The 26,001-nt window shown below is 35.2% G+C and carries 25 protein-coding genes and 1 pseudogene; 15 read left to right on the top strand and 11 right to left on the bottom strand.

What is annotated here, in order from left to right; genetic code table 11:
- From BMY56_RS18705 to BMY56_RS15715, 3 genes are all read right to left on the bottom strand, one after another.
- On the bottom strand, positions 1–506 hold a 506-nt coding region (locus tag BMY56_RS18705; protein ID WP_218144575.1), incomplete at its 3' end, for a collagen-like triple helix repeat-containing protein.
- A gap of 237 nt (positions 507–743) precedes the next feature.
- On the bottom strand, positions 744–1,907 hold the full coding sequence (locus tag BMY56_RS15720; RefSeq protein ID WP_091626403.1) for a T9SS type B sorting domain-containing protein: 1,164 nt from the start codon (positions 1,905–1,907) through the stop codon (positions 744–746).
- Positions 1,907–5,968 (bottom strand): hypothetical protein, encoded by a 4,062-nt coding sequence (locus BMY56_RS15715; protein WP_091626400.1) that lies wholly within the window; start codon positions 5,966–5,968, stop codon positions 1,907–1,909. Before BMY56_RS15715 ends, BMY56_RS15720 begins: the two co-directional genes overlap by 1 nt.
- Before the next feature lie 294 nt (positions 5,969–6,262).
- On the opposite strand from BMY56_RS15715, the gene BMY56_RS15710 reads away from it, so the two are divergent.
- From BMY56_RS15710 to BMY56_RS15685, 6 genes are all read left to right on the top strand, one after another.
- Positions 6,263–7,006, top strand: a complete 744-nt coding sequence (locus BMY56_RS15710) for a peptidase associated/transthyretin-like domain-containing protein (protein ID WP_091626397.1) — start codon at positions 6,263–6,265, stop codon at positions 7,004–7,006.
- Positions 6,996–7,769, top strand: a complete 774-nt coding sequence (locus BMY56_RS15705; RefSeq protein ID WP_245737247.1) for a carboxypeptidase-like regulatory domain-containing protein — start codon at positions 6,996–6,998, stop codon at positions 7,767–7,769. Before BMY56_RS15710 ends, BMY56_RS15705 begins: the two co-directional genes overlap by 11 nt.
- 49 nt (positions 7,770–7,818) lie before the next feature.
- Positions 7,819–8,325 (top strand): DUF6702 family protein, encoded by a 507-nt coding sequence (locus BMY56_RS15700; protein WP_091626639.1) that lies wholly within the window; start codon positions 7,819–7,821, stop codon positions 8,323–8,325.
- Positions 8,326–8,382: 57 nt separating this feature from the next.
- The gene (locus tag BMY56_RS15695; RefSeq protein WP_091626637.1) at positions 8,383–10,653 is read left to right on the top strand and encodes a M1 family metallopeptidase; all 2,271 of its coding nucleotides are present in this window, start codon (positions 8,383–8,385) and stop codon (positions 10,651–10,653) included.
- A 91-nt stretch (positions 10,654–10,744) separates the two neighbouring features.
- Positions 10,745–11,074 (top strand): Sec-independent protein translocase subunit TatA/TatB, encoded by a 330-nt coding sequence (locus BMY56_RS15690; RefSeq protein ID WP_245737245.1) that lies wholly within the window; start codon positions 10,745–10,747, stop codon positions 11,072–11,074.
- Positions 11,075–11,080: 6 nt separating this feature from the next.
- Positions 11,081–11,656, top strand: a complete 576-nt coding sequence (locus BMY56_RS15685; RefSeq protein ID WP_091626391.1) for a phosphatase PAP2 family protein — start codon at positions 11,081–11,083, stop codon at positions 11,654–11,656.
- Here BMY56_RS15685 and BMY56_RS15680 read toward each other — a convergent pair.
- Complete coding sequence (locus BMY56_RS15680; RefSeq protein ID WP_091626389.1) at positions 11,619–12,260, bottom strand: O-methyltransferase; 642 nt, start codon at positions 12,258–12,260, stop codon at positions 11,619–11,621. The two genes, BMY56_RS15685 and BMY56_RS15680, sit on opposite strands and share 38 nt — an antisense overlap.
- Positions 12,261–12,320: 60 nt before the next feature.
- Between BMY56_RS15680 and BMY56_RS15675 the strand changes: the two genes are divergently transcribed.
- From BMY56_RS15675 to BMY56_RS15665, 3 genes are all read left to right on the top strand, one after another.
- A complete protein-coding gene (locus tag BMY56_RS15675) occupies positions 12,321–12,797 on the top strand; it encodes a GNAT family N-acetyltransferase (protein WP_091626386.1) in 477 nt (158 codons plus the stop codon).
- 62 nt (positions 12,798–12,859) lie between these two features.
- On the top strand, positions 12,860–14,128 hold the full coding sequence (gene kynU / locus BMY56_RS15670; protein WP_091626383.1) for a kynureninase: 1,269 nt from the start codon (positions 12,860–12,862) through the stop codon (positions 14,126–14,128).
- Between the two features lie 35 nt (positions 14,129–14,163).
- The gene (locus BMY56_RS15665; protein ID WP_091626381.1) at positions 14,164–15,312 is read left to right on the top strand and encodes an MFS transporter; all 1,149 of its coding nucleotides are present in this window, start codon (positions 14,164–14,166) and stop codon (positions 15,310–15,312) included.
- Positions 15,313–15,328: 16 nt separating this feature from the next.
- On the opposite strand, the gene BMY56_RS15660 is transcribed toward BMY56_RS15665, so the two are convergent.
- The gene (locus BMY56_RS15660) at positions 15,329–16,495 is read right to left on the bottom strand and encodes a peptidase associated/transthyretin-like domain-containing protein (protein ID WP_091626377.1); all 1,167 of its coding nucleotides are present in this window, start codon (positions 16,493–16,495) and stop codon (positions 15,329–15,331) included.
- Between the two features lie 43 nt (positions 16,496–16,538).
- A complete protein-coding gene (locus tag BMY56_RS15655; protein WP_091626376.1) occupies positions 16,539–17,219 on the bottom strand; it encodes a hypothetical protein in 681 nt (226 codons plus the stop codon).
- Between the two features lie 78 nt (positions 17,220–17,297).
- On the opposite strand from BMY56_RS15655, the gene BMY56_RS15650 reads away from it, so the two are divergent.
- The 4 genes from BMY56_RS15650 to BMY56_RS15635 all read left to right on the top strand — a co-directional run bounded on the left by BMY56_RS15650 (position 17,298) and on the right by BMY56_RS15635 (position 19,636).
- Positions 17,298–17,924: an RNA polymerase sigma factor gene (locus BMY56_RS15650; protein ID WP_091626373.1), complete on the top strand. Its 627-nt coding sequence runs from the start codon at positions 17,298–17,300 to the stop codon at positions 17,922–17,924.
- Positions 17,924–18,109: a hypothetical protein gene (locus tag BMY56_RS15645; RefSeq protein WP_091626370.1), complete on the top strand. Its 186-nt coding sequence runs from the start codon at positions 17,924–17,926 to the stop codon at positions 18,107–18,109. The genes BMY56_RS15650 and BMY56_RS15645 overlap by 1 nt, the downstream gene beginning before the upstream one ends.
- A 26-nt stretch (positions 18,110–18,135) precedes the next feature.
- Complete coding sequence (locus BMY56_RS15640; RefSeq protein WP_091626367.1) at positions 18,136–18,969, top strand: mechanosensitive ion channel family protein; 834 nt, start codon at positions 18,136–18,138, stop codon at positions 18,967–18,969.
- A 118-nt stretch (positions 18,970–19,087) separates the two neighbouring features.
- Positions 19,088–19,636, top strand: a complete 549-nt coding sequence (locus BMY56_RS15635; protein WP_091626364.1) for a ClpP family protease — start codon at positions 19,088–19,090, stop codon at positions 19,634–19,636.
- Between the two features lie 352 nt (positions 19,637–19,988).
- On the opposite strand, the gene BMY56_RS15630 is transcribed toward BMY56_RS15635, so the two are convergent.
- From BMY56_RS15630 to BMY56_RS15615, 4 genes are all read right to left on the bottom strand, one after another.
- The gene (locus BMY56_RS15630) at positions 19,989–21,521 is read right to left on the bottom strand and encodes a cryptochrome/photolyase family protein (RefSeq protein ID WP_091626361.1); all 1,533 of its coding nucleotides are present in this window, start codon (positions 21,519–21,521) and stop codon (positions 19,989–19,991) included.
- Positions 21,522–21,608: 87 nt separating this feature from the next.
- The gene (locus BMY56_RS15625) at positions 21,609–22,904 is read right to left on the bottom strand and encodes a DASH family cryptochrome (protein WP_091626358.1); all 1,296 of its coding nucleotides are present in this window, start codon (positions 22,902–22,904) and stop codon (positions 21,609–21,611) included.
- Between the two features lie 17 nt (positions 22,905–22,921).
- On the bottom strand, positions 22,922–23,056 hold the full coding sequence (locus BMY56_RS15620) for a DUF2256 domain-containing protein (RefSeq protein ID WP_091626355.1): 135 nt from the start codon (positions 23,054–23,056) through the stop codon (positions 22,922–22,924).
- A complete protein-coding gene (locus BMY56_RS15615) occupies positions 23,056–23,691 on the bottom strand; it encodes a flavin reductase family protein (protein WP_245737243.1) in 636 nt (211 codons plus the stop codon). Before BMY56_RS15615 ends, BMY56_RS15620 begins: the two co-directional genes overlap by 1 nt.
- A 154-nt stretch (positions 23,692–23,845) precedes the next feature.
- Here BMY56_RS15615 and BMY56_RS15610 point away from each other — a divergent pair, with 154 nt between their 5' ends.
- On the top strand, positions 23,846–25,198 hold the full coding sequence (locus BMY56_RS15610) for an FAD-dependent oxidoreductase (protein ID WP_091626351.1): 1,353 nt from the start codon (positions 23,846–23,848) through the stop codon (positions 25,196–25,198).
- Here BMY56_RS15610 and BMY56_RS15605 read toward each other — a convergent pair.
- The gene (locus BMY56_RS15605; protein WP_091626348.1) at positions 25,195–25,608 is read right to left on the bottom strand and encodes a DUF4174 domain-containing protein; all 414 of its coding nucleotides are present in this window, start codon (positions 25,606–25,608) and stop codon (positions 25,195–25,197) included. The two genes, BMY56_RS15610 and BMY56_RS15605, sit on opposite strands and share 4 nt — an antisense overlap.
- 99 nt (positions 25,609–25,707) lie before the next feature.
- Here BMY56_RS15605 and BMY56_RS15600 point away from each other — a divergent pair.
- A pseudogene (locus BMY56_RS15600) lies at positions 25,708–26,001 on the top strand (IS3 family transposase); the annotation flags it as partial.

The raw sequence follows: 26,001 nt of genomic DNA, 5'->3' as shown, positions 1-26,001 counted from the left end.
GTTAGTCCTTTATCACCGGTTTCACCTTTATCTCCAGCTACACCTTTGTCTCCAGTAAGTCCTTTATCTCCAGTTTCACCTTTGTCACCAATTGCACCAGGTAAACCTTGAAGACCGGCATCACCCTGAGGTCCTTGTGGACCTGTTAAATCTGAAGAAGTAAAGGAAGTACCGTCACTATAGTTAATGGTAAAAGTTCCGTTGTTATTATCTACGAATGTAAAGGTTCCTGCCTGTGTGATTGTACAGAGGTTATTCCAAACAGCACCATTGAAATAGTGTACACAATTCGTATCGGTATTATAAACAAGGGCTCCTCTAAGCGGGGTAATGGCCTGCATTTGGGCAGTAGTTAGCCTTGTCAGAACAAAAGCCTTATCTGTACTTTCAAGCTCTACAATAGAAGCGGCATTTATGCTATTTGGATTCTGTCCTATTTTTACCTGAGCATGTACGCAAAAGGAGGTCAATATAAAGAACAGTAATAATTTTATTTTAATAGACATATGGGGATAACATAATATGTTAGTACCCATAAAAGTAAGATGGCATTTGTAGGAATCCGATTAAATGTTGTGTAGACGCTAGAACCTGTTGGGAAATCTATGTATCCCATCAATTGAGCGATGTTTATTGCGTTTCATCCTTTTGAGGAGGTCTCGTAATTGAGTCTAATGGTTAGTAAAAAAGGGAGTTGAAGTTAATTTAACTAGAGTGATTATTGAAAATAATTTTCTGTTTGTTTACCTCGCCAAATATAAAAAGCCCTGAAAGCTCAAATCTTCTCCAGGTAAATCGATAGTGTAGAAATAAACACCAATGGGTAACCCTTTTTCTGCACCGAAAGGAACATTATTAAGATTCGAAAATCCATTAAATTCGTCTCTGTAATTAACCATTTCAAAAACTTTAAGTCCGTAACGGTCATAAATTTGGACGAAATTGCTATCGTAATCTTCTAATTCAGCAACGTAAAAAGAATCATTTACACCATCTCCATTTACGGAAACAAAGAAATTATCGAGGTTAATTACATCTTTTGATAAAGGCTCGTACGGTGCTTTTGAAGCTCCAAGGGTTATAATTTCATAATCATCTGGTATGAATGAAGTTGTGGTTATAAAGCCTTCGTTTAATGACCCTACTGGTATGCTGCCAACAAGGTTTATCCATCGTTGCGAATTTTTGCTCCAACCAACAGGTATAATAGTGGTAGCATCATCGGTTAAATCTGCCATTGCGCTACGTTGGTTCCAACTAAGGGTTACGTTAGATGGAATTGTACCTTCTAATCGCCAAAACTCATTGCTGTTAACACGTTCAACATCTAAATCTGTTTCAAAGGTGTCATAAGAATTTGTAAATGAAATTGGGTTAGATGCATTTTCAAAGAAATAGGCACTTTTTGCGAATAGGTTAACGCTTTCTGAGTTAATAATTAAGGGTCTTAAAAATTGACTATCTCCAATAGGGAAGGCAAAATCTTGCTGATTGGTTATGGCTGCATACCCTTCAATTTTAGAAAAATCATATTCGCCTGTATAAAACGAATTATCTAAAAAAGTATAAAAAATAGAAGGTTGGGTTAGGGGCGTACGAATGTTACCCAATATGAAATTGGTATTGTTGCTATTATCGATGCCTAATGCTAACTGTAAATCATTTTCTAAGGCAATTTCTACATCATAGAATTGAGGGGTCAACGTACCAGAAACGGTTAAAAATTGTGATCCATAAAAACCTGCTAAACCGAGGTTGTTATCTAATGGAGATACATTGATGAGATTGGTATGAAAACCAATACTACCACCCTCATGTATACGTAAGTTGCCATTATTGTATAGGGCCGTTTGGGCAGATGCTATTGCCGCTAAGAGAATGAAAAGAAGTGAAAGTTGTTTTTTCATTATTCTTTCGTCTTTTCTAACAACATGGTTTTAATTTCCTCCATTTGTGCTTTAAGTGTTTCTACTTCGCTAGCCATGTTTTTGTTGGTGGACTCCAATTGCTTTATCTTCTTTTCTTGCTCAATGGTGTGCAGAAAAAGTTCTTCTATTTTTTCGAGGTTGATTAATGCCCCTTCTGTTAGATTCCACTTACCTTCATTTGTTTTTATCTCATCAACGGATGCAACACCGGGTAAGTGGTGGTGTTTTTTTAGAAAAGCCTCAATGGTTTCTAGGGTTGAAAATTCATAAGAAGTGTTTAGTGTAGATTTTCCTGTAAAGTATTTTTGGAATACGTAATCTGGATAAAAATTAGCTCCAGTAGTAAAGCTTGTAGCTGTTACATTACCCGCAAAAGTTGGATTATTCTCTATTGCACTTCCAGGAATACTTCCAGTATTCAAGCTAATTGCATTGGCAGCGGAAATGGCAATTCCTGCACCTGCGGTGTACTGTGTATCCGCATCGCCATCGGCAATGTCAGCCGGTATTCCGGTCAGGTTTCCCCAGTCTGCAACAATCGTTCCCGCGTTTAGCGAGAACTCGTTTGCGGCAGATAGAGCGAGTCCTGCCCCGGCGGTATATTGTGTATCGTTGTCGACATTGTCGTTGAAACCTGCTGGTTTTCCAGTAAGGTTGTTCCAATCTGCTATGATGGTTCCCGCGTTTAGCGCGAACTCGTTTGCGGCTGAGAGCGTTAGACCTGCCCCGGCGGTATATTGTGTATCGTTGTCGACATTGTCGTTGAAACCTGCTGGTTTTCCAGTAAGGTTGTTCCAATCTGCTACTATGGTTCCCGCGTTTAGCGAGAACTCGTTTGCGGCAGATAGAGCTAGACCTGCACCCGCTGTATAAGTTACTGTAGGCGCATTTATCCAATCCGTTTGCCCACCAGTGGAGGATAAAATTTGACCAGCGGTTCCTGATTGGCCGTCTTTATCTAATAATAAATTGTTTATTTGAAGACTTTGGTTTATTATAACATTGGTATTACCTGTGGTAGGTTCATCTATTCTCAAAGCTTCATATCCACCAACTGAAAAACCAATCTCATCGGCAGCAGGTCTGTATATGCCTGTATCATTATTGGTGTCACCTGAAAAAGTGTATGCGGGATTATCAACTGTCCCATCTGCAGAATTTACTCCTTCTACCCTTATTTCTCCTGCAAAATGAAATTTACTTAATGGAGGATTAGCGCCATTTCCAAAACCAACGTTACCTAAGCCAGTAAAAACTAAAGATTCGCCAGTTCCCACTTCATAAGTTCTAATAGCTTCTGTTTGTTCAAGATTGGCATTGGCTAAATTATCTCCAATAGTTAATCCAGAAATTTGCCCATCTACATATGTTTTTACGGCTTGTTCGGTAGGGAAATCATCATCAGAATTATCCGCTAAGGTTCCGTCGGTAGATTTATTCGCGGCGTCTTCTTTTAATACTATTGCTGCAGTATTAGCTGCAGTTACAGTTGTAAGTACCTTGTCATCATAATATGCACCACCGTCTGTCGCACTTTCTGTGATAGAATTGTCTGTATCTGCACTAACGATTACTGAGCCCGCGGCATCTTGCCATTGAACCCCTGTAATCGTGGTTGTCAATATTTGACCATCAGTTCCACCTGCTATTTTTGCAACAGTTATAGCGTTGTTAGCTACATCAACTGTTCCGATGGTAAGGTCTAGTATTTCATCTGATGTAACTGCGCCTGTATTGATATCCTCCGCTAAAATAACATCCGCTGCTATTTTAAGAGAGGTAACAGCATTGTCGGCTAATTCTAGTGCATTTCCAGTAGTTCCATCACCATCGATTGTTGTTCCAGTCACGGAAGCACCTGCAGGTGAAGTACCCCATACAACGTCGGTACCGTTTGTTAGTAATACTTGTCCATCCGTGCCTTCTGCTATTTTATCTACGGTCACATTGTTATCTGCAATATTATCGGTTTCTACGGCTCCAAGAGCTAAATCAATGGCCGCTATTGAACCATTGGCAATTTGCGTAGAAGTAACACCACCATCAACAATCTGTAAAGGTGTGGCAGCACTTCCATTTCCTTCAATTGTTGTATTGTCACCAATAACTGTGCCTCCGGTACCTGCCGGTAAATTTTCCCAAGTGACAGCCCCCGTTGTGGTACTTAAAAATTGGCCATTAGCGCCTGGTTCAATTTTAAAAGGATCTGCATTTGTTCCAGTACCTGTAATAGTAATTCCATCAGCTTCTTCTGTTGAGCCAACAGCAGTAGGAGGTAGGTCTGCCCAAGCAACTGCCCCGGCTGCGGTACTTAAAAACTGACCATTTGTTCCTGGTTCTATTTTAGCAGGTGTAATTGCTTCAGGTATAATTGTTACTTCACCAAGATTATTCATAGTAGCATCACCACCCACAGCAACTTCTGCAGGTGCGTTACCGCCATTACCTACTAAAATAAAACCATTGCTCAAGGTACTTATACCGGCATTAGTATCTACATAAGCTTTCGTTGCTGCATCCTGTGGTAATGCAGGGTCTAGCAAATCATTAATTTGACTATTTCCTGCACTACTTCCATTTCCTAGTACATCAGTCAAATCTTGTGTTCCCCCAAGGTTGGCATCGACATAACCTCTAGTGGCTGCAGAAGTTGGATCTGCAGAAACATCTAAGCCTAAAATCGGGTTTAATCCGGCATTATTGCCTTGAACTAAAACTTGTTCTATATTTTGTATTTCATTTGTAGCATTACCATCAAGGTCATTATAAAATGCCCCACCGTCAATAGCATTTGGTGTAATAGAATTATTTGCGGCAGTACTAACGATGGTTTGCGCAGAACCTCCAACTACATTATCTACATAAACTTTTACAGCATTCTGTGTTGGGTAATCAACATTAGAATTGCCAAGATTTATATCAGGATTTTTATTTGCAATATTTTCTTTGAGTGCCAAACCTGTAGTTACGACAGCATCGGTAGCAAAAGCACTTAAATTTGCCGTAGTTGGGTTACCATTATCAATAGTTATAGTAAGTTGTTCATTGGTCAAGGTTGCTGCACCTAGGTTTTGTTCATCGGTATTGTCTAAATAGGTCGTAAGGTCGATGTCATCACCACCTTCTTCTAGCGATAAGATATTATCTTCAAGAGTCAATTGTTGATCATCAGAACCCACTAATGCCTCAAGATTGACGGAAGCACCTATAGGGTTTGCAGATTGGCTGATGCTTAAGGTATTTGTTGTCTTGTCGAAGTCCAAATCAATAAGCTCATTAGTGTCATCGGTATCTTGATCATCAATAATATGATCTGCAATTAATGCTGTATTATTTGAAATATTCAATTGTATGCCTTCGGTAATTTGCAACGGATTGGCTGGTGTGCCACTTCCGGTAATGGTTATTTCGTCACCTACCGCACCCATTAGGTCGCCTGCATCTCCCCACTGAACTATTCCATTTTCATCGGTAACTAATACCTGGCCCGGTATAAAGTTGGCCATATCGTTTGGCGCGATACTGCCATCTCGTATTTCATCTGAACCTACTGCATTCTGGCGTATTTCACTAGAACCCACAGATTCTGCAGCCAGTTTCTCTTGGGTAATGGAATTGTCTTGTATATCGTCTGGCCCAATGCCACCATCTACTATATTATCGCCAAGTATACCGTTTTTAGCAATCTCTAAATTATAACCATCTGCAGTTTGGGTAATTTCAATAGTAGCTCTATTGTTAATTATAGGGTCGTTGGTGATGGTGAAATTAACAGCATCGCAAAGGTTAATCCATTGTGTGCCATCATAATAATGAATACACTCGGTATCGGTATTATAAACTATACCACCTCGCTGCGGAGTTATAGCTTCCATTTCTAGTGTGCTTACACGCGTTATCACCAATACTTTTGAACTGCTTTCTAGTTCAAGTACAGATGCAGGGTCTATATTTTGGGGATTATCACCTATTTTTATTTGCCCAAATACGGTTGGTATTGTGAGCATTATAAGTAAAATAAAGAAAATTATAGCTTTCATACTAAGCGTTTTATAACCTTAAAATGGTGTAAAACAAAAATAGTATTATCTTCTTATCTAGCTTTATTTATGGGTTGAAATAGTATGCTAATAGGTTAAATAACAAGAAACTTCGTTGAAGGGAACTATTATTCAAGCCAAAAAAAAATTATAAATGTACCAATCTAACGATCACGTTTGATTTAAGAAATTAACAAAAGTTTATTGACGCGTTTTTTTTTATCATGTTAACATATCTTTACTTTATATTCTGAATACTTTATTAAAGGGGTGTTCTTAGCTCAAAATAAAATAATGACCAAAAAATTACTCTTCTTACTAGTATTGTTTACAACAGTAACTGGTTTTGCGCAAGATGATGAAAGACGACTATTAATGGGTTCTGTTATTTATATGAATGTTGCCGTACCTAATGAAAACGTGATTAACACCACCTCTGAAAGGGCAACGATTACAAATGACCAAGGGCATTTTAAAATTAATGTAAAGCTGGGCGATGAGTTAGTATTCACTGCTGTCAACTACAATATTAAAGTGGTTACCATCACCGAAGAAATATTGGCGAATAATCGCTTAGTGGTTGAGGTAAATGAAAAAGTGACCGAGTTAGATGAAGTAGTAATTACCCCAGATCAACAAGAGCGTTTTTTAAAGTTAAAGAATGAAGAGTTTAAAACCTATGAATACGAAATTGATCGCAGTACAGAAGTAGAGAACATTTCGTTATCTCAATCAGAAAGAGGAATGCAAGATGGTTTGAATTTCGTTAATATTTTCAGGGCTATTTTCAAGTCTCAGAACGAATCAGATGAACCCGGACCTAAATTAAAGGTAAGTGATGTGCTAAGACAGGTATATGATGATTCATTTTTTGTGGTTGATCTAGCAATACCTCAAGATAGAATAGATGAGTTCTTAATATACTGCGATACAAGAATGCCAGCGCAATCTTTACTTAGGAAAGAAAATGAGTTTCAACTCATTGATGCCTTGGTTACTAACAGCAAATCGTTTCTGAAGGGAGTAGATGAGGAGTAGTCTCCTAATTTTACTTTTTTTATGTAGCGTTGCGGTTGTAGCTCAAATCGGTGAGCCTAGAAATTTAGAAGGTAGAGTATATAGCGCTGATGGCGATGTCGCTGCTACACATGTTTTAAATTTAACGACAAAGAGAGCGACCATAACCGATGTAAATGGGTTTTTTACCATTGCCGTTCATATATTGGATACCTTAGAATTTTCTGCAATTCAATACAAAAAGAAGATGGTAATTGTATCAACTTCTATTTTAGAAAGCAAGTTGGTATCCATTGGTTTAGAAGAGGCTTTAACCGAATTGGATGAAGTTACGGTAACACCTTATAACCTTAGTGGAGACCTTATAAATGATTTAGCAACTTTAGAATTAGATCCAATAGTTACGGCATCTACTTTGGGCTTGCCGAATGCTTATGTGAAAATACCCACAAAGGCAGAACGAGAACTTACCGCCGCAACAGCCAACCCGATTATGAGTTTTGACCCTTTAATAAATGCTATTACCGGTCGTACTAAAATGTTGAAGCAGCGGGTAGAAAGAAATAGACTATATGATCGAACAGAACGTATTCGTGATTTTTATGAAGATAGTGTGTACCAAAAAGATTTAGGTATACCGCTAGATAAAATTGATGATTTTCTGTATTTCTGTGAAGTAGACCCTAAATTTCAAGCGATAGTTGATACTCATGACCAGATTAAAATTTGGGACTATTTTCTTCAGAAAAGTTTAATTTATAGAAAAAATAATTCTTTAGACTAGCACCTATTTTTGGCATATGCTTTGTAGAGAAGTATTAAAACAACACCATATGAAATTTTTTAGAAAAGCTTTGTTAATATTAATAATACCGCTATTTGCTTTTTCGGGGTCACATAAGTTCTATATCAGTGTCACTAACGTTGATTATTCTAAAAAGGACCAATCGGTGCAGATAATTACCCGAATTTTTATTGATGATATGAATGCGGTATTAAAAGAGCGGTACGGTATACCTTCAAAGTTAGGAACCGATAGTGAGTCAGCTGTCGATAGAGAGTATTTAGAGAAATACATTCGCACTAAATTTTTGGTAGAAATTAATGGTGAAACAGTTAAGTACGAATTTATAGGTAAAAAATATGATACCGATATGGTTATATACTATTTAGAAGTACCAGATGTTCCACTAAAGAATTTGAAGCAAATCGGTATTCAAAATGAAGTGCTAACCGATATCTATGATGATCAACAAAATGTGGTTCATTTTAATATCAATGGGAATAAAAAAAGCCATGTATTGGTAAAATCACATACTAAAGGAATGTTAAATTTGTAACATATATTAAGAAATCTCTTTAAAAACTTTAAATTTCGCACACTAAATAATTAGATGATGATAAGAATAAAGTACGCGTTTGCCTCTGTTTTATTTCTTTTTGTAGCAGTTGGTTTTGCGCAAGAAGAAGTAACCAAAGAAAAAGAACCAGGGCATAATAATCAAAGTAAGTTTAAACAACTTTACGAGGAATTCGCAACACCAAATACATATAGGTCTGCATCTGGTGCGCCTGGGCCAGATTACTACCAACAACAGGCAGACTATGTGATGGACATTCGCTTAGATGATAAGAACGCCAAAATTTTTGGACAAGAAACGATTACCTATACCAATAACTCTCCTGATGACTTAGAATATTTGTGGTTACAATTGGATCAGAATATAAGGACAAAGGATTCAAAAGCTTTATTGAAAAATGGGAGTGCTGTAAAAGAATCAGAAGATACTGCAGATTTTGTACAGAAGTATATAACAGAATCGTTTGATGGTGGTTTTAATATAGATTACGTAAAAGATGCTTCTGGTAAAGCATTGCCATTTACCATTAATTTCACCATGATGCGTGTTGATTTGCCTACTCCGCTTAAAAGTGGTGAAAAATATTCTTTTGATATAAAGTGGAATTACAATATTCCTGATCATACCGTTGATAGGGCTAGATCTGGCTATGAATTTTTTCCTAAAGATGGAAATAGGGCTTATGTAATTGCTCAGTTTTTTCCAAGAATGGCAGTTTATAGCGATGTAGAAGGATGGCAGAATCATCAATTTTGGGGAAATGGTGAATTTGCACTGCCTTTCGGAAACTATGAAGTGAATATTACAGTACCAGCAGATCATATTTTAGATGGTACCGGTGTACTTCAAAACAGAAAGGAAGTATATACTAAAGAGATGATGAGTCGCTATGAGAAAGCTAAAAAGTCATACGACAAACCTGTAATAATTGTTACCCAAGCAGAAGCGGAAGCGGCTGAAAAAGGTTTTTCAGATAAAACAAAAACATGGAGTCTTAAGGCTGAAAATGTTCGTGATTTCGGTTTCGCAACATCCAGAAAATTCATTTGGGATATGCAAGCTGTCAAATTAGGCGGTAAGGATATAATGGCAGTTTCGATGTATCCAAAAGAAGGTAATCCATTATGGGAAGAGTATTCAACTAAGGCTGTAGCACATACGTTAAAGTCGTATTCATCTCATACGTTCGATTATCCTTATCCGAAGGCAATTTCTGTACATGCTAAAAATCAGGGGATGGAATATCCAATGATTTGTTGGAATTATGGTAGACCAAACGAAGATGGTAGCTACTCTGATAGAACTAAATTCGGAATGATCAGTGTAATTATTCACGAAGTAGGTCATAACTTTTTCCCGATGATCGTAAACTCTGACGAGCGTCAATGGGGTTGGATGGATGAAGGTTTAGATACTTTTATGCAGTACATGGCAGAACAAGAGTTTGGGGAAACTTTTCCCGAGGCAATAGCACCAAATGGTAAATACCCTTCTAGAAGAGGTGATCCTTCGAAGATTGTACCTTACATGAGCGGTGATCAAAGTACGATTTCACCAATTATGTCAAATCCTGAGAATGTATTTCAGTTAGGACCAAATGCATACGGCAAACCGGCAACTGCCTTAAATATTTTAAGGGAGACGGTAATGGGCCGTGAGGTTTTTGATCATGCTTTTAAAACCTATTCGCACCGTTGGATGTTTAAGCACCCTACACCAGAAGATTTCTTTAGAACAATGGAAGATGCTTCAGCAGTCGATTTAGATTGGTATTGGAGAGGATGGTTTTATACGACTGATTTTGTTGACATGGGGGTGAAGAATATTAAAAAGTATCAGGTAGCAAAAAAACCTGTTACGGGTGATTTGATGTCGAAAGTATTTTTGGTGTCTTCTGACAGTGAAAGCTACGATCCTGCTTTAGATGGGATAAATCCTTCTGAAACTTCAAAAACCTTAAAAGAATATATGATGGACAATATGACCGAAGCAGAACGAGCTGCGGTTAAAGAGCCAAAATATTTCTATGAGATAACGTATAATAGTCCAGGTGGCTTGCCAATGCCATTGATTGTAGAATATACCTATGCAGATGGTTCAGTTAAAAATATTACCTATCCACCAGAGATTTGGAGAAAGAATTCTAAAGAGGTAATGATGGTTATTTCATCTCCTACAGAACTTACAAATGTTGTAATTGATCCTAAAATGGAAACTGCCGATATTGATACTACTAACAATAGTTGGCCAAAGAAAGAGCAGGAGAGTGAATTTGATAAAATGAAAGAGGAAATTAAAGGAAAATAATTCTTGAAATTATTTATTAAAAAGCCCTGTAGTTATACGGGGCTTTTTTAATTTCAATACTAAACTTGTTTATATTTGTAGTATGATTGCTATGTATTCATTATTTATTAGTGGCGCAGAAATTTTCTTCATTATGTTTATCGTAGTGATGGTTTTTGGTGCCGACAAAATTCCTGGTATTGCCAAGGGGTTGGGTAAGGGTATGCGCCAATTGAAGGATGCAACCGAAGACATTAAACAAGAAATTCAAAAGAGTGCTGACAAGCAAGGCATTGACACAAGTTTCGTAAAGGATATCAAGAAAGATATCGATGACATGAAGCGTGATATTGATTCTGGCTTAGCTAAAGATGTTAAGAAACAAATTAGCGATGTAGGCAAGAATATCAGTGACGTAACTGGCAGCATAAAGAGAAAGTAGTCTATTATGCTCGATAAGATTTTACAATGGGATCGAGAGGCCTTTGTCTATCTTAACAGTCTTGGTATTGAGCAGTACGATATGTTTTGGTCAACAGTTACCAAGTTTCCACCATGGATACCTCTTTTTGTACTTATTATCTCCCTTTTTTTTATAAAATTCTCTAAACGTGAAGCATTATTCATGATTTTGACACTTTTGATGATGGTCTTTTTTGTTAGCACTTTAACAGATCTAACCAAGAACGTAGTAGCTCGTCTAAGACCAAATAATGATGAAGAAATAAATACCTTAATTCGTATTTTGAGGAGTCCGTCTGGGTTTAGCTTCTTTTCTGGTCACGCTTCATCATCCTTTTCTGTAATCACTTTTGTAGTATTGTTTCTAAGGCGTCATTTCAAATGGATCTATCTATTTTATATATGGCCCATTTTATTTGCTATGAGTAGAATTTATGTTGGAGTGCATTTTCCTATAGATTTAATGGTTGGTGCATCGGTAGGAATATTTTCTGCGTGGATGTTTTATAAATTATATGGCTTACTTATTTCACCCTGCTTAAAGTTAAACCATCACGTATAGGTAATAAGACCGTCTCTAAAAGCGGATGCTCACTTAGCTTTTTATTGTAATCTAATAATACTTTAGTTGCCTTGTCCTTAGGGTCTAATGGTTCAACTACTTTGCCTGACCAAAGTACATTATCAGAAAGTATAATTGAGCCCGATTTTGTTTTAGGTAAAACTTTTTCTAGATACTTATCGTACTGTTTTTTTTCGGCATCTATAAATATAAGGTCAAAAGTGATATCGAGTTTGGGTATGATATCCAAAGCATTTCCTACATGTTGAATAATCTGATTACCATAATCACTACGGTTAAAGAAAGTTCGTTGAATGTGTTCTAATTCTGCATTTACGTCAATAGTATGTAATTCCCCATTTTTTCGTAATCCTTCGGCAAGGCATAAAGCTGAATAACCAGTGTAAGTTCCTATTTCAAGAATATAGGTAGGATTAATTATTTTAGACAACAAACTTAAAACTCTGCCCTGAAAATGGCCTGTAAGCATTCTGGGTTGTATCACTTTTAAATGAGTTTCGCGAGTAAGGTCTTGTAATAATTTAGGTTCTTCTTGCGAATTATCTGCCAAATAGCTTTCTAAAAGTGGCGATATAAAATGCATACGTTTCTTTTTGCAAAAATAGGGTTTTAAGCCTTAATTTCATGAGATCAAATTTAGCACATGATAAACCAAGAAATTAGTATTCGAGAAGCTGTAATTGAAGATTTGCCAGTGCTTTTGCAGCATGAACAGGGAGTTGTTACCTCTGAGCGCCCTTTCGATCCTACAATTAGAAATAGCGATGTAACGTATTATGATCTAAATGCGTTGATGTCAAATTCACGAGCATTGGTTTTAGTTGCTTGTGACGGGGAAAAGATAGTAGCTACGGGTTATGCTTTAGAAAAGTTTGCAAGGCATTATTTAGATCATGAGACTTTTGCTTATTTAGGTTTTATGTACACTGACCCTGAATATAGGGGTAGGGGAATAAACGGTAAAATTATAAGTGGTTTACAAGAATGGGCAAGTTCTGTGGGTTTAACAGAAATAAGACTACATGTTTATAGCGAGAATGAGCCGGCCATTCGTGCCTATGAAAAAGTAGGCTTCAAAAAACATATGGTAGAAATGAGACTTCGAACTAATTTGCCTTAAGCTATTATTGAATAGGGTTTATTAAATTATTAGCTTATGATTACTTTTATATAAAAATAGTTATGGAATTTAAAAATACACTTGAGTTTGCTCAAACATTAGATACTCAAGATGACTTACGAAGCTATAGAGACGAATTTATTTTTCCTAAAATAAACGGGAAAGAGGTAATATATTTTACAGGTAATTCTTTAGGCCTTCAACCAAAACGAACAAAAAGTTTTGTGGATGAGGTTATGAAAGATTGGGCAGAACTGGCGGTAGAAGGCCATTTTTATGCCGAAAAGCCTTGGTGGGATTATCATGAGCGTTTAGCAGAACCGTTAGCAAAGGTTGTGGGTGCATTGCCAGAGGAAGTTTCTGTGATGAATACTTTAACGGTTAATCTACACTTATTAATGGTGTCGTTTTATAGACCTACTAAAACACGATTCAAAATTCTATGTGAGGAAAAAGCTTTTCCTAGTGACCAATATATGTTTCAAAGTCAAGTGCGGTTTCACGGTTTGAATCCTGCTGAAACAATCGTTGAATTAAAAAAACGTGATGGGGAACATCATTGGAGAACAGAAGATATTCTTAAAAAAATAGAAGAATTGGGCGATGAACTGGCACTTGTGTTAATAGGCGGTGTAAATTATTATAATGGGCAAGTGATGAATATGGAAGCCATTACCAAAGCTGGGAAAGCAGTAGGGGCCAATGTAGGCTGGGATTTGGCTCATGCAGTGGGTAATGTGGAATTGAAACTACATGATTGGGATGCCGATTTTGCATCATGGTGTAGTTACAAGTATATGAATAGCGGCCCTGGTAACGCATCGGGTGTTTTTGTAAACAAAAGACATCTGAATAAAAAAGACATTCAACGATTCGAAGGGTGGTGGGGAACAAAAAAAGAAACTCGATTTTTGATGAAACCTGAATTTGAGCCCATGGAAAATGCCGATGCATGGCAAATAAGTAATGTTCCTATACTGTCTGTTGCGCCTTATTTGGCATCGTTGACCATGTTTGAGGAAGTTGGTATGGACAAATTGATTGAAAAGAGAAATAAAATTGTCGCCTATTTAGAATTTATTCTTCATGAAATTGATAAAGAGGTCGATAGTACTTTTGAAATTATTACACCAAAAGATAGAGGTTGTCAATTATCTGTTTTTTTACACGGACAAGGAAAATCGTTGTTCAATTATTTGATGGAGAACGGAGTAGTTACCGATTGGCGCGAACCTAATGTTATACGATTGGCACCTGCGCCTTTTTATTCTTCATTTGAAGATATGTATCGTTTCGGGCAAATTTTAAAAGCAGGAGTACTGGCAAATTAAATTCATTTAATTTTTTAACCAACAACCAGCATTAGATGAAATCGTTAAAGTTAATATTAGGTAATGCAAGATATTTCGGGCCATCGTGGGTTTTTGCAAGTATTAATATACTTTTTGGTACTTGGGCAATCTATATACCGACAGTAAAAGACTCTTTAGATATTAGTAAGTCTGAATTGGGAATTGCTATTTTCTTTTTGGCATTAGGGGTATTCACTATATTTCCGTTTGCCTCTTCAATAATAAATAGGGTAGGGGTTGGTAAATCTACTTTTTATAGCGTTTTGTTAAGCTGTGCTACTGCTATGTTACCTTTATTGGCACCAAACTATTATGTTTTAATGGCAGCACTATTTCTCTTTGGTGCATCGAATGGTATCACCGATATTTCTATGAATACCTTGGTAACAGAAATAGAGAAAAAAGATAAGGTAAAGTTTATGGCTGCATCCCATGGCTTTTTTAGTCTAGGCGGTGTTTTGGCAGGGTTAGGAAGTTTTTTAATTGGTCCGCTAGCGAATCCTGTACTTCATATGTCAATTGCTGTTTTACTGGTTCTAGTTGTTAATTTTATATTTAGGAGTAAGTACATTTCTGAAATAGCCGAAGAAATAGAAAATGAACCGTTTAGTTTTGGGTTGTTAAAACCACTATTACTATTAGGACTTATATCGTTTGTTGCTATGGGTAGTGAAGGGGCAATTGTAGATTGGAGTGGACTTTATTTAAAAGAAATTGCCTTGGCGCCCGAAGCTTTATGGGGATTAGGTTTTTTAGGATTTCAGGTTACAATGACCTTAGGTCGTTTTTTAGGTGATGGCATTAGTGAAAAAATTGGCTCGATAAAAATTGTAGCCTTTGGAGCTATTTTGGCAATTGTTGGCTATGCATTGGTATTGACCACAGATATTTATTTGAGCATTATAGGTTTTGCTCTGAATGGACTAGGTTTTTCTGTAATGGTGCCCGAAGTTTTTAGAATAGGTGGAAATGTGAAAGGTGTAGATTCCTCTAAGGGAATAGCTTTTATAGCTGGTTCTGGATATGCGGGGTTTTTATGTGCCCCACCAATTTTAGGGTTTTTAGCAGAGAATTATAGTCTTACCCGAAGTTTTGTTGTACTTCTTGCCTGTGGATTTTTAATTTTATTATTTACACTTTTATTAAAAAGAAAAAAGGCATAAGTAATTAGTCACAATTTTAATTCTTGATGTTACTTCTTACTTTAAACTCGTTGTTTGGGTCTTGCACTTTTTCAATAAAATCTAACATTTCTTCTGTTAGCAATAATTGGTTTTGAGCATTCCAATAACTTTGGTCGTAAGGGTAATTTATTTTGAATAAGTCTTTAGATGTACTTACATTTTTCTGAACGACAAAATCATCTTCGTTATCTGAGGTAGTCAAAATAAACGATACATCGTAGTATGAGGTAAAGGAATTATTCTTGTCAGTTTGCTCAACTCTTACATCATATTTGGCAGAAGTTATATAGTACTTCTTTGTTTTTGAAGATTTTGAAAGTGATATTTCTTTATCAATAGAAATTGTCCTGTATCTGCTGTCTTCATTTTCTGAAAATGGATTGTTTTCAAATTCAAGAACTATTTTAAACTGCTCAATAGCGTTGTTTTTAGTATTGATAATATAATACCCCCTTACTTTCTCATTTGCAATTTCGGGTTTGGTTTGAAAATTAAGATTTATTTTCTCACCATTCTCAAATGTAGATTCGGTCAAATCAAAAGCATCTCCGGTGGCATTTACAGGTATCAGGTTCATGAATAAACCGTAAAATGAATCGAAAATAAAATATATGTCATTTTCATCAAGTACCAAACCAACTTTACGCATATTGGTCAGTTCTACTTTAAAGTCTTTTTTGTCTGGCTCAATATCTTGAGTATACAGTAGCGTTCTTCTTTCCAGTTTCCCTTGTAGGTCCTGTATTCTGGTAATTTCACCATTATACCTTAAAACACCTCTTAATAAGAATTTCTCCTTATAAGGATATAAAGGATAATTAGAATCAATGGAATCTTTTACTTTTTGCCATAATGTTTTTTCATTGGTAACGGTGACCTCATTTAATTCTAAAACACTTTTGTTGAGATAAATAGTATCATTGGTCTTATTGAAAGTAGAGGTGATTTTATCATAACCAGGGCGGTAAATAATAATAGAATCAGAAGTAGAAGAAAACTGAAAACGCCCGTCAGCATTGGTCATCGTGTGGTCCGCTTGGTTGTAAACACCAACAAATTCTAATGGAGATTTGTCTGCATTATCTACTACTATTCCACTTAATTCATTTTGAGAATAAAGAAGAGTAGAAAACAAGAAAATAATAAAAAACTGAAGTTTCATGGGGTATTTGATGTTTATTGAAATTATCAAACACTATACCGTATTACTTCACTTCAACACCTGTAAAGAAAAGTGAAAAATCTGCATCAGGTCTTTTATGCATCATACTAATTTTTAATCCTTTTAGTTCTTTATAATCTTCCCAACTTGTAACCATGTTAGGTTCTGCTTGATTTTCTTTTCTATATGCCCATTCTTTAATAATGTAATCATCTCCAAAATAATAATCATAAGCATCGCCGGGTGTGTAGCCGCCATTATTAGCATAAACGGTCGTCAACTTATGCATTTTGGTTTTGCTAATAGGTGCTTCTATACTTTCAGTAAGCTCGTAGGTAAAACTTTTTTGGTCCCAAACTAACTGATAAGGCGCTAATAGCCAGAATTTATCATTAACGAAACCGCCATCAGTACCTACCATGGAACTATCTACAGCCTTTCTGTTATACGTAATTGTATCTTGACGTGTCATCATGGTAACATCATTAGAATCTGTTTTCCATAACCAGGTACGTTCAAAATGTGAAGAATCGCGATCAACATTAAAAGTGAATTTTATACTTGAAATATCTTTCCAGTGTTCAAAACCGTGCGCATTGGCAATTTTTTCAAGAACTGTCAGTTCGGTATCTTCGCCCACTTCAACTTTCGTCTTATTGTTGTCGGTTTTGCAACTTGTAATAATACTCGATACTACTATAGAAAGGATAATTAATTTTTTCATTTTCAGCACATTTTAAATCAAATATATCAATTACAGTAACTTTAACCTACTTTTATTTTTTGAAAACAAAACACTAGAGTGACATTTCTTAAGAAGCTATGTTTTATAATAATTGGAAGCGAATTCAGTAAGAGTTCTTCTTCCAATACGGTACATGATAAATATACCGACGCTGAACTCATAGAGCAAATTGTCAAGAACAAGGATGCATTGTTGTTCGGAGAACTTTATGATAGATATTCCAAATTAGTTTACAACAAATGCTTAGGGTTTGCAAAATCTAATAGTGAGGCAGAAGATTTGACCCAAGATATATTTTTGATGCTCTTCGTTAAACTAGGCTCTTTTAAAGGGACATCGAAATTTTCGACATGGTTATATTCTTTTACTTATAATTTTTGCGTCAATTACGTGAATAGGAATAAGGAAAGAAAGATTAATGATAATTCAGTAAAATTTGATTCACAAGAAGAAGTACCAGTAGAAGTTACTGATAATCTATTGCTGCAAATGCAAGTAGATAAACTTAAAAAAGCTTTAGAGTTAATTGCGCCAGAAGATAAAACACTTTTGTTATTAAAATATCAAGATGGGGCTTCAATTAAAGAATTAGAAGATGTTTTAGAGATGAAATCAAGTGCCATTAAAATGAGGCTTAAGCGCGCAAAAGCCAAAGTTGTGGAAATGTATAAAACCATACCCTAATGACAGAACAGAACAATAATCCATTTAAAAATTTGGAAGGAGATCTTAAAGATGTTCCCCCTGAACTACGTAAGAAAGTTATGGATGATGTAGCCGCAGCTAAATTGATTATGGAATTGAGCAATCTGTTCACTGGTAATTTTGCCTCTATTATTGAGGGCATGCTGAAAACGAAAACCAAATAATTATAATTAAAAGTAAAACTATATTCATGGAAACAGTAGATAAGTGGAAAAACCTAGCCTTTGAATCTTTGAGTGCCATATTCAAAGATATTGCGGCTGCCTTACCAGGAATTTTTGGTGCATTTGTGGTTCTTATTTTTGGATGGATTATCATTAAAATAACAAAATTCGTTTTAAAACGAATTTTTAAGGCGATTCACTTGGACCGTTTTTCTGAAAAAATTAATGAGGCAAAGCTTTTTGGTGAGGCGGATATCAAAATAGATTTACCAAAAGTGATAGTGACTTTTATTAAGGTATTGCTATGGCTTGTTTTTATCATAGTTGCGTCTGATATTATGGGTCTGACTATTATATCGACAGAAATAGCCAACCTATTGCGATACCTACCCATTTTACTCTCGGCACTTATTATTTTTATGATTGGTCTGTATTTGGCTAAAATGATCAAGGAAATGATTGTTAAGGTGTTTGATTCTATCGGCATGGGTGGTGGTAAAGTTTTAGGTAACGCCTTATTTTATTTAATAATTATATTTGTAAGTATCACGGCCTTAAACCAGGCAGGTGTTGATACTCAAATTATCACCAATAATTTTACGATAATACTTGGAGCGTTCTTATTGGCAATTTCATTAGCTTTAGGTTTAGGAGCAAGAGAAGTCGTAGGGGATTTATTAAGAACATTTTATACAAGAAAGATTTATGTAATAGGGGATAAGGTTAAAATAGGAAAACTAGTAGGTACAGTTATTGGTATAGATAGTATTTCAATGATTCTTAAAACTAAAAATGGTAAAGTTGTAGTACCTATTAAAAAGGTAGTTGAGAAAACCGTTGAGGTTGAAGGGCAATTGTAAAGCCTTAACTTCGTTTTCATTTGTAATTGATGAAATAGGATAGCAATTCGGTTGTTGTATGCCACATTTGTTTATGAATTAATTCATTAATTTTGTTATAGATAATTAAACTTAAAATATGAGTGCTAAAAAAGGAAAAATTCAGGAAGCCATAGATGAAAAAATGCTGCAGGAAAGAAAGGTATTCCTATGGGGTATGGTTGATGACGATTCTGCAAAACATGTAATTGATAGGTTATTGTATCTTGATATGCAGAATAACAAAGAGATTCAACTGTATATTAATAGCCCTGGTGGTTATGTTACTTCTGGTTTTGCCATGTATGACACCATAAAATCTTTAAAAAGTCCGGTTTCTACAATCTGCACTGGTTTGGCAGCCTCAATGGGTTCTATTCTATTATCAGTAGGTAAAAAAGGTAGAAGATTCATACAGCCACATGCTCAAGTTATGATTCACCAACCAAGTGGTGGTGCAAGAGGCCAAGCTTCAAATATAGAAATTCAGGCAAGAGAAATCATTAAAACTAAAGAGTTGAGTGCCCATCTATTGGCAGATAACTGTGGTCAAGATTTTGAAAAAGTCTTAAGGGATTTTGATAGAGATTATTGGATGAATGCAGAAGAGTCATTAAAATATGGTATCGTTGATGGAATAATGGAATAAATTCCTGAACACATCTAAATTAAAAAGTCCTTTACTAATTCAGTAAAGGACTTTTTTTATGGTTAATTACTCGATAATTGAAATTAAATGCTCTGAGGCTTGTCTCGAAATTTTAAAGTTGTTTCCTATGAACAACTTTTGGGCTTTTCCCAAGGTAGTTTACTTTGATGCGATTATTCTTTTTTTAATCTGAAGTATTGGGAACTCAGTTCTTCTATTCAACTCTAACTTTACGTGATTTTGAAAAAATATTCTTTTTACATGGTCGCTCTCATGGAATATCCTGAATATATTCGTTTTTTAAAGTCTATTTTAGACTACTTTATTGTGTTCAATTTATATTGAAAAATTATTAATATGCGTCTAAATTTTCAATAATTGAAGTAGCTCTTTTTTGTAATTCTAAAAGTTTATCATTGTCCATTTTATTTAATAAGTTCATCATCATATTCATTCGATTATTTTGCTTGAAATGCTCTTTTTTATCATTTAAAAAGTTCCAATATAGTGCATTAAAGGGACAAGCATCTGAGCCTGTTTTTTTGGTGTGAGTATAATGGCAGCTACCGCAATAATTACTCATTTTATTAATGTAGTTAGCGCTACTAACATAAGGTTTCGTAGCTACAATACCGCCATCTGCAAATTGACTCATGCCTCTAGTATTGGTAATTTCGACCCATTCAATAGCGTCTATATAAACTCCTAGATACCATTTATCAACTTCATCGGGGTCTATTTGGGTCAATAATGCAAAATTACCAATAATCATTAGTCTTTGAATATGATGTGCATAGGCAGTATCGAGGCTTTGACCAATGGCATGGTTCAAGCAGTTCATTTTTGTCTTACCAGTCCAGAAGAAATCTGGTAATTTGTTTGTATTATTTAGAGTATTTAGTTGTTTGTATTTCGGCATTTCTTTCCAATAGATACCTCTCATGTATTCTCGCCAACCTAATATTTGGCGAACAAAACCCTCAACTTGAGATATGTCAATCTCTTTCGAATACTCATAGAAATGGGCTAAAACAGTATCAATTACTTCTTTTGGTGATACTATTTTAGCGTTCATCGCAAATGATAGACGAGAATGAAAAAGGAATTTTTCATTCTCGTGCATGGCATCTTGATAATCTCCAAAATGATGTAAAAGATGTTTGCAGAAATAATTTAAATTAGAAAGACATTCTGTTCTTGATATCGGCCAATTAAAAGATTCTAGTTCTATAGTACCAAAAGTTTCAACGTCAGCTTTTTTCAATTCTTGAATAATTTCAAGAACATCTTGGTTGAAATTTTTTTCAGAAGGAATGGCTGGCTGGCCTGTCCATTTTTTACGGTTATTTTGGTCAAAATTCCATTTACCACCTTCAGGCTGGTCTTTTATCATCATAATGTGATGCTTTTTTCGCATCATTCGATAAAAATTTTCCATGACCATTTGCTTTTTGCCCTTGTAAAAATCTTTTAATTCAAATCTTGTGGTGTAAAAATGTTCGGTATCAACACTGCTTGATTTAATTTCTAATGATTCACATATTTGCAGTAATTGCTGGTCTAAGCGATATTCATCTGGTAACTGATACTCAAATTTTTCAGCATCATTGTCTTTAATGCACTTTGAAATTATTTTTTCTAAATATTGAAGATTATTAGGGTCATTTAGTTCTAAGTAAATAAAATGATGACCTTGATGTGAAAGGTCTTTTTTAAAGCTTCGCATCGCCAAAAAGAATGCGACTACTTTTTGAATATGATGTTTTACATAATCTGTTTCTTGGCGCATTTCTGCCATTAGGTAAACAACATCATTATCTAAGGCATTAAACCAAGAATGATTTTGGTTTAATTGGTCGCCTAATATCAAGCGTATTGTTTTCATTTTTGTGTATCGTTTTGTTTTATTGAAAATTTTATTAAGTGGTAAGCGGTTAATTACCTAGTGAAATAAACAAAATATATTTGCTAATTAAAACAAGGTTTCTTGCAACCACATTCTTTGAAATTTACCACTGCCATCATACCGTTCGGCCTGACTTTTTATATTGAATTTGCGATCTCTGGGGTCATTGCCAACACCGCTATTGTACATCCAATTCCCCCAATTACTATGTACATCATAGTCTATTAACATACTCTCAAAATAAGCAGCACCTATTCTCCAATCTTGCTCTAGTTCTTTTGACCAAAAACTAGCCACATTTTGCCTACCTCGGTTACTCATCCACCCGGTTAGTAACAATTCTTTCATATTTGCATTCACGAAAGGTTCTTTGGTAGCCCCGATTATCCAGTTATTTCTTTGTTGAATAGTTTCTTTCCATTCATACTTTTTCTGAAGGATACCACCGATTTGAAATATTCGGTTCTTGTGTTTAAGAGAAACATATTTAAAATAATCTCTCCAAATTAGTTCAAAAATAAGCCAATAGGTATCTTGGTTTTTAGTCACTTCATTTTCAAATTTTTTCACCTCCCAATATATCGTTCGAGAAGAAATACTGCCATTAGCCAACCATGCCGATAATTTTGAGCTGTAATCTTTACCTACTAATCCGTTTCTAGTTTTTTTATAAAAAGCTAATTTTTTGGTTTCCCAAAAGTAATTTTGAATTCTGTCTAAGGCCGCAACTTCACCACCAAAAAAAGGAAAAGCAGTGCGTTTATCAGCAATGAAATCATCTAAACCCAAATCTTTTAATGTTGGAATATGTGTTTCATTAAGAACCAAATTATCGCTAGACATTGTTTTAGAAATGATGGTAAGTGGTCTTACATTAACTTGACTTTCACACTTTTTTCTAAAATTAGTGAACACCTCTGGTAACGCATCAAAGTGGTTGTAGGGGATATCGTCTGGGTGGTATAGGAATTGGTCAAAAGTTTCAATAAAATCGGTTGTGGTTGAAACTTTCTTCTTAACAGATGCTAAAATGTTTTGCTCGTCCCTTGTCCATTCCTTCTGCAAATAGACGGTGTCAATATTTTGCTCAAGAATGAATTGAGGTAGGTAGTTGGTAGATTTACCCACATAAATAAATAACGGGATATTAATTTTTTTTAATTCCTGTCGAAGTTGAGTCACGGTTTCAATTAAAAATTTTGCCCTGAATTTTTCAGTTCTTTTAAATCCGAAATTATCTTCTTCAAAATATATAGATTCAAAACAGAAAAAACCAATTACTTTTTCCCCAGCCATTGCTTTAAAGAGAGAGGTATTATCTTGTACTCTTAAATCGTTTTTGAACCATATTAAATTATTCATATATCTTTCAATATCTTTTATTTATTTCTTCTACATTTTTCGCTGCAATATTTTACATCCTCCCAATTCTTTTCCCATTTTTTGCGCCAAGTAAAAGGTCTTGAACAAGTTGCACAAATCTTGGTCGCTAGATTTTCTTTATTGTGAGCCATTATGTTATCGGTATAGTTGGTTCGTCTGGTTTTGAGTAATTGAACCGGTTTAAAAGCTTAGGTAAGGCATAACCATCTAAGCCTACTATAGCAACGGTATTAGCTTTATCTAAATTTACCCAACCATCTTCTTCGAGTATGTGGTCAGATAAATAGATATGCTCAATAGCACCAATAATTAATAGGCAGTTGTTTTCTTTAATTTCATATTCGTTGATATAGCGACAACCAAGTTTAATACTACTTTGACTTACATAAGGAGCATGAAAATCATCTAAATATGATTCGGTTAAATTGGTTTTAGAAAATTCAGAAATTTGCTCATCATAATTTGCAGCGGTATGATGAGCATCTTTAATCATATCCTTTTTCACTTGATTAACGGTGAAGAAACCAGTTTCTTTAAAGTTTTTATAAGTATCTCTTTTAACGGTTAATGGTCTAAGAATAAAGCCTAACATAGGCGGGTTACTACCGATATGAATGACCGAATTGAATATCGCTAAATTGGTTTCGCCATTCTTTGATTTCGTTCCCAGTAGGTTGGCAGACTTATAACCAGTGCAACTATTAATTAGATGAGCTCTTTTTCTACTAGGCATATTACCTAGGTCTGTTGTGTTTAAATATTTCAAAGCCTTTATTTTGTTTATTAAAAATACAAATATCTTAAACAATTTTGACAAAAGATCATAAAAATGATTTGTTTAGTTTGTGCTTGTAATAGTAGAAATAAGGCATAATTTGCTACTTTTAGCGCTCGCTTAATGTTGGCGTAAAGCTTAATGCATGACCCAAAGTAAAAAAAACATAGCCATCATTGGCTCAGGATTGGTAGGTTCGTTACTTGCTATTTATTTGAAGAGGTACGGACATCAAATTACAGTTTTTGATAGACGACCTGACATTCGTAATATTGAATTTTCAGGTAGATCAATAAATCTTGCAATGAGTAATAGGGGATGGAATGCCTTAAGAGCCGTTGGTATTGAAGATGAAATAAAAGAAATTGCCATACCGCTAGATAAACGTGCAATGCATGTGGTGGGTAAACCAGAGTATTATCAAAAGTATGGTAAAGATGGCGAGGCAATATGGTCCATTTCTCGTGGTGTGCTTAATAAACGGATGATTGATTTAGCTGAGAAAAATGGTGTAGAATTTCGTTTTGAAGAAAAGGTATGGGATATTGATTTGCCTGAAGCTAAAGTTTACACCGGTGAAACGGAGAAAGGTGAATGGACGGAGTATCCTTTTGATTTAGTTTTCGGTTGTGACGGGGCATTTTCAAGGGTACGTCATAAAATGCAACGTCGTAGTCGATTTGATTATTCTCAAGATTTTATTGATGTTGGATATAAAGAATTGACCATTCCGGCCAATAATGACGGCACGCATAAATTAGACAAGAATTCATTTCATATTTGGCCACGAGGGAAGTTCATGTTCATAGCCATGCCTAATTTAGATGGTAGTTTTACATGTACTTTGTTTATGCCATTTGAAGGTGAAGTTTCTTTTGAGAGCATAAAAACAAAGAAAGATGCTGTTGACTTTTTTAACACCTACTTTCCTAATGTTAAGAATGAAATTGAGAACTTAACAGAAGACTTTTTTAAGAATCCGACCAGTGCAATGGTTACTATGAAATGTTACCCTTGGACTTATTGGGATAAAGTTGCCCTTGTGGGCGATTCGGCGCATGCAGTGGTACCTTTTTATGGTCAAGGTATGAATGCTGGTTTTGAAGATATTTTTGTGTTAGACGAGATTATACAGGAATTTGGAGATGATTGGGAAAAGATTTTTGAGACATACCAACAGAGGCGTAAGCCAAATGCAGATGCTATTGCTGAACTGAGTTATCGAAACTTTGTAGAAATGAGTAGTAAAACGGCAGATGCTAATTTTTTACTTCAAAAGAAAATAGAAAAACATTTTTCAGCAAATCATCCTGAGAAGTGGGTTCCTGCATATAGTAGGGTTACTTTTTCTGAACGACCTTATGCCGAAGCATTAGCTGCGGGTGATGCGCAAGAGAGTATTATGAAACAAGTGATGAAAATACCGAATATTGCGGAGAAATGGGATAGTGCAGAAGTTGAGGAAATAATGTTGAATTTGGTTGGTGTTAGTAACTAATTATTCGATTTCATTTCTAATCTTCGCATCGGCATACCATCGATAAGATTAAATAAATCTTCTAGTTCTAATGGGTAAGGGTGTTTCGCTTTAATACCTCCATCCTTGCCGATTAATACATAGCCACTAAAATATTTAGATATGATATTGGAACTTTCGCTCTTGACTTCCTTTTTATCAAGGTTGTAGAACGTACCCTCTTGATGTAGAAATAAAATAATATCCCTTTCTTTTAATTCTTTCGTACTACCCTTTATTGTTCGTAGAGCAGTATTCATTTCATCAGAATCAAGATTTTTGTCCGAAAGAATTAAAACCCTATTTTTCCATTTATAGTCTGATAATTTTTGAGCGGTTATTGAGGTACCTTGAAACATAAAAAGGAATATGAGTATTTTTAAAGCATTCATAGTGATTAATATAACCAAAAAAAGCCATCTTTTTAAAGATGGCTTTTTTTTATCACTTTGTCCCGTCCTGAAATAAGTTGACACAAAATCGACTTATTTATGAAACATTCGATTATTACGGTAAACAAGCGTACTCAACGCGATTATAATTTGGGCTTTAAATTAAGTGTAGTCCATCAGGTTGAAAAAGGCGAGATGACTTATAAACAAGCGCAAAAGTCTTATGGTATTCAAGGCAGAAGTACCGTTTTGGTTTGGCTGAGAAAACATGGTACATTAGATTGGAGTAAACCTTTACGCCATCAAATGCCAAAATCAAAAGAAACACCTGCCCAAAAAATCAAACGCCTGGAGAGAGAGCTTTCCGATGAAAAATTGAGGAACAAAATTCTC

This window comes from Maribacter orientalis, from assembly GCF_900109345.1.
In the GTDB taxonomy this organism is placed as follows: Bacteria; Bacteroidota; Bacteroidia; order Flavobacteriales; family Flavobacteriaceae; genus Maribacter; species Maribacter orientalis.
This window is presented reverse-complemented; position numbering and strand designations above follow the sequence as displayed.

Bases quoted from the DNA above. Each gene is read 5' to 3' on its own strand.
- BMY56_RS15625 (WP_091626358.1), bottom strand. From the start codon at position 22,904: ATGAATAATTTAATATGGTTCAAAAACGATTTAAGAGTACAAGATAAT.
- BMY56_RS15640 (WP_091626367.1), top strand. From the start codon at position 18,136: ATGGAAACAGTAGATAAGTGGAAAAACCTAGCCTTTGAATCTTTGAGT.
- BMY56_RS15705 (WP_245737247.1), top strand. From the start codon at position 6,996: ATGAGGAGTAGTCTCCTAATTTTACTTTTTTTATGTAGCGTTGCGGTT.
- BMY56_RS15660 (WP_091626377.1), bottom strand. From the start codon at position 16,495: ATGAAACTTCAGTTTTTTATTATTTTCTTGTTTTCTACTCTTCTTTAT.
- BMY56_RS15620 (WP_091626355.1), bottom strand. From the start codon at position 23,056: ATGGCTCACAATAAAGAAAATCTAGCGACCAAGATTTGTGCAACTTGT.
- BMY56_RS15715 (WP_091626400.1), bottom strand. From the start codon at position 5,968: ATGAAAGCTATAATTTTCTTTATTTTACTTATAATGCTCACAATACCA.
- BMY56_RS15665 (WP_091626381.1), top strand. From the start codon at position 14,164: ATGAAATCGTTAAAGTTAATATTAGGTAATGCAAGATATTTCGGGCCA.
- BMY56_RS15645 (WP_091626370.1), top strand. From the start codon at position 17,924: ATGACAGAACAGAACAATAATCCATTTAAAAATTTGGAAGGAGATCTT.
- BMY56_RS15675 (WP_091626386.1), top strand. From the start codon at position 12,321: ATGATAAACCAAGAAATTAGTATTCGAGAAGCTGTAATTGAAGATTTG.
- BMY56_RS15635 (WP_091626364.1), top strand. From the start codon at position 19,088: ATGAGTGCTAAAAAAGGAAAAATTCAGGAAGCCATAGATGAAAAAATG.
- BMY56_RS15630 (WP_091626361.1), bottom strand. From the start codon at position 21,521: ATGAAAACAATACGCTTGATATTAGGCGACCAATTAAACCAAAATCAT.
- BMY56_RS15695 (WP_091626637.1), top strand. From the start codon at position 8,383: ATGATAAGAATAAAGTACGCGTTTGCCTCTGTTTTATTTCTTTTTGTA.
- BMY56_RS15610 (WP_091626351.1), top strand. From the start codon at position 23,846: ATGACCCAAAGTAAAAAAAACATAGCCATCATTGGCTCAGGATTGGTA.
- BMY56_RS15685 (WP_091626391.1), top strand. From the start codon at position 11,081: ATGCTCGATAAGATTTTACAATGGGATCGAGAGGCCTTTGTCTATCTT.
- BMY56_RS15605 (WP_091626348.1), bottom strand. From the start codon at position 25,608: ATGAATGCTTTAAAAATACTCATATTCCTTTTTATGTTTCAAGGTACC.
- kynU (WP_091626383.1), top strand. From the start codon at position 12,860: ATGGAATTTAAAAATACACTTGAGTTTGCTCAAACATTAGATACTCAA.
- BMY56_RS15680 (WP_091626389.1), bottom strand. From the start codon at position 12,260: ATGCATTTTATATCGCCACTTTTAGAAAGCTATTTGGCAGATAATTCG.
- BMY56_RS15720 (WP_091626403.1), bottom strand. From the start codon at position 1,907: ATGAAAAAACAACTTTCACTTCTTTTCATTCTCTTAGCGGCAATAGCA.
- BMY56_RS15700 (WP_091626639.1), top strand. From the start codon at position 7,819: ATGAAATTTTTTAGAAAAGCTTTGTTAATATTAATAATACCGCTATTT.
- BMY56_RS15655 (WP_091626376.1), bottom strand. From the start codon at position 17,219: ATGAAAAAATTAATTATCCTTTCTATAGTAGTATCGAGTATTATTACA.
- BMY56_RS15690 (WP_245737245.1), top strand. From the start codon at position 10,745: ATGTATTCATTATTTATTAGTGGCGCAGAAATTTTCTTCATTATGTTT.
- BMY56_RS15710 (WP_091626397.1), top strand. From the start codon at position 6,263: ATGACCAAAAAATTACTCTTCTTACTAGTATTGTTTACAACAGTAACT.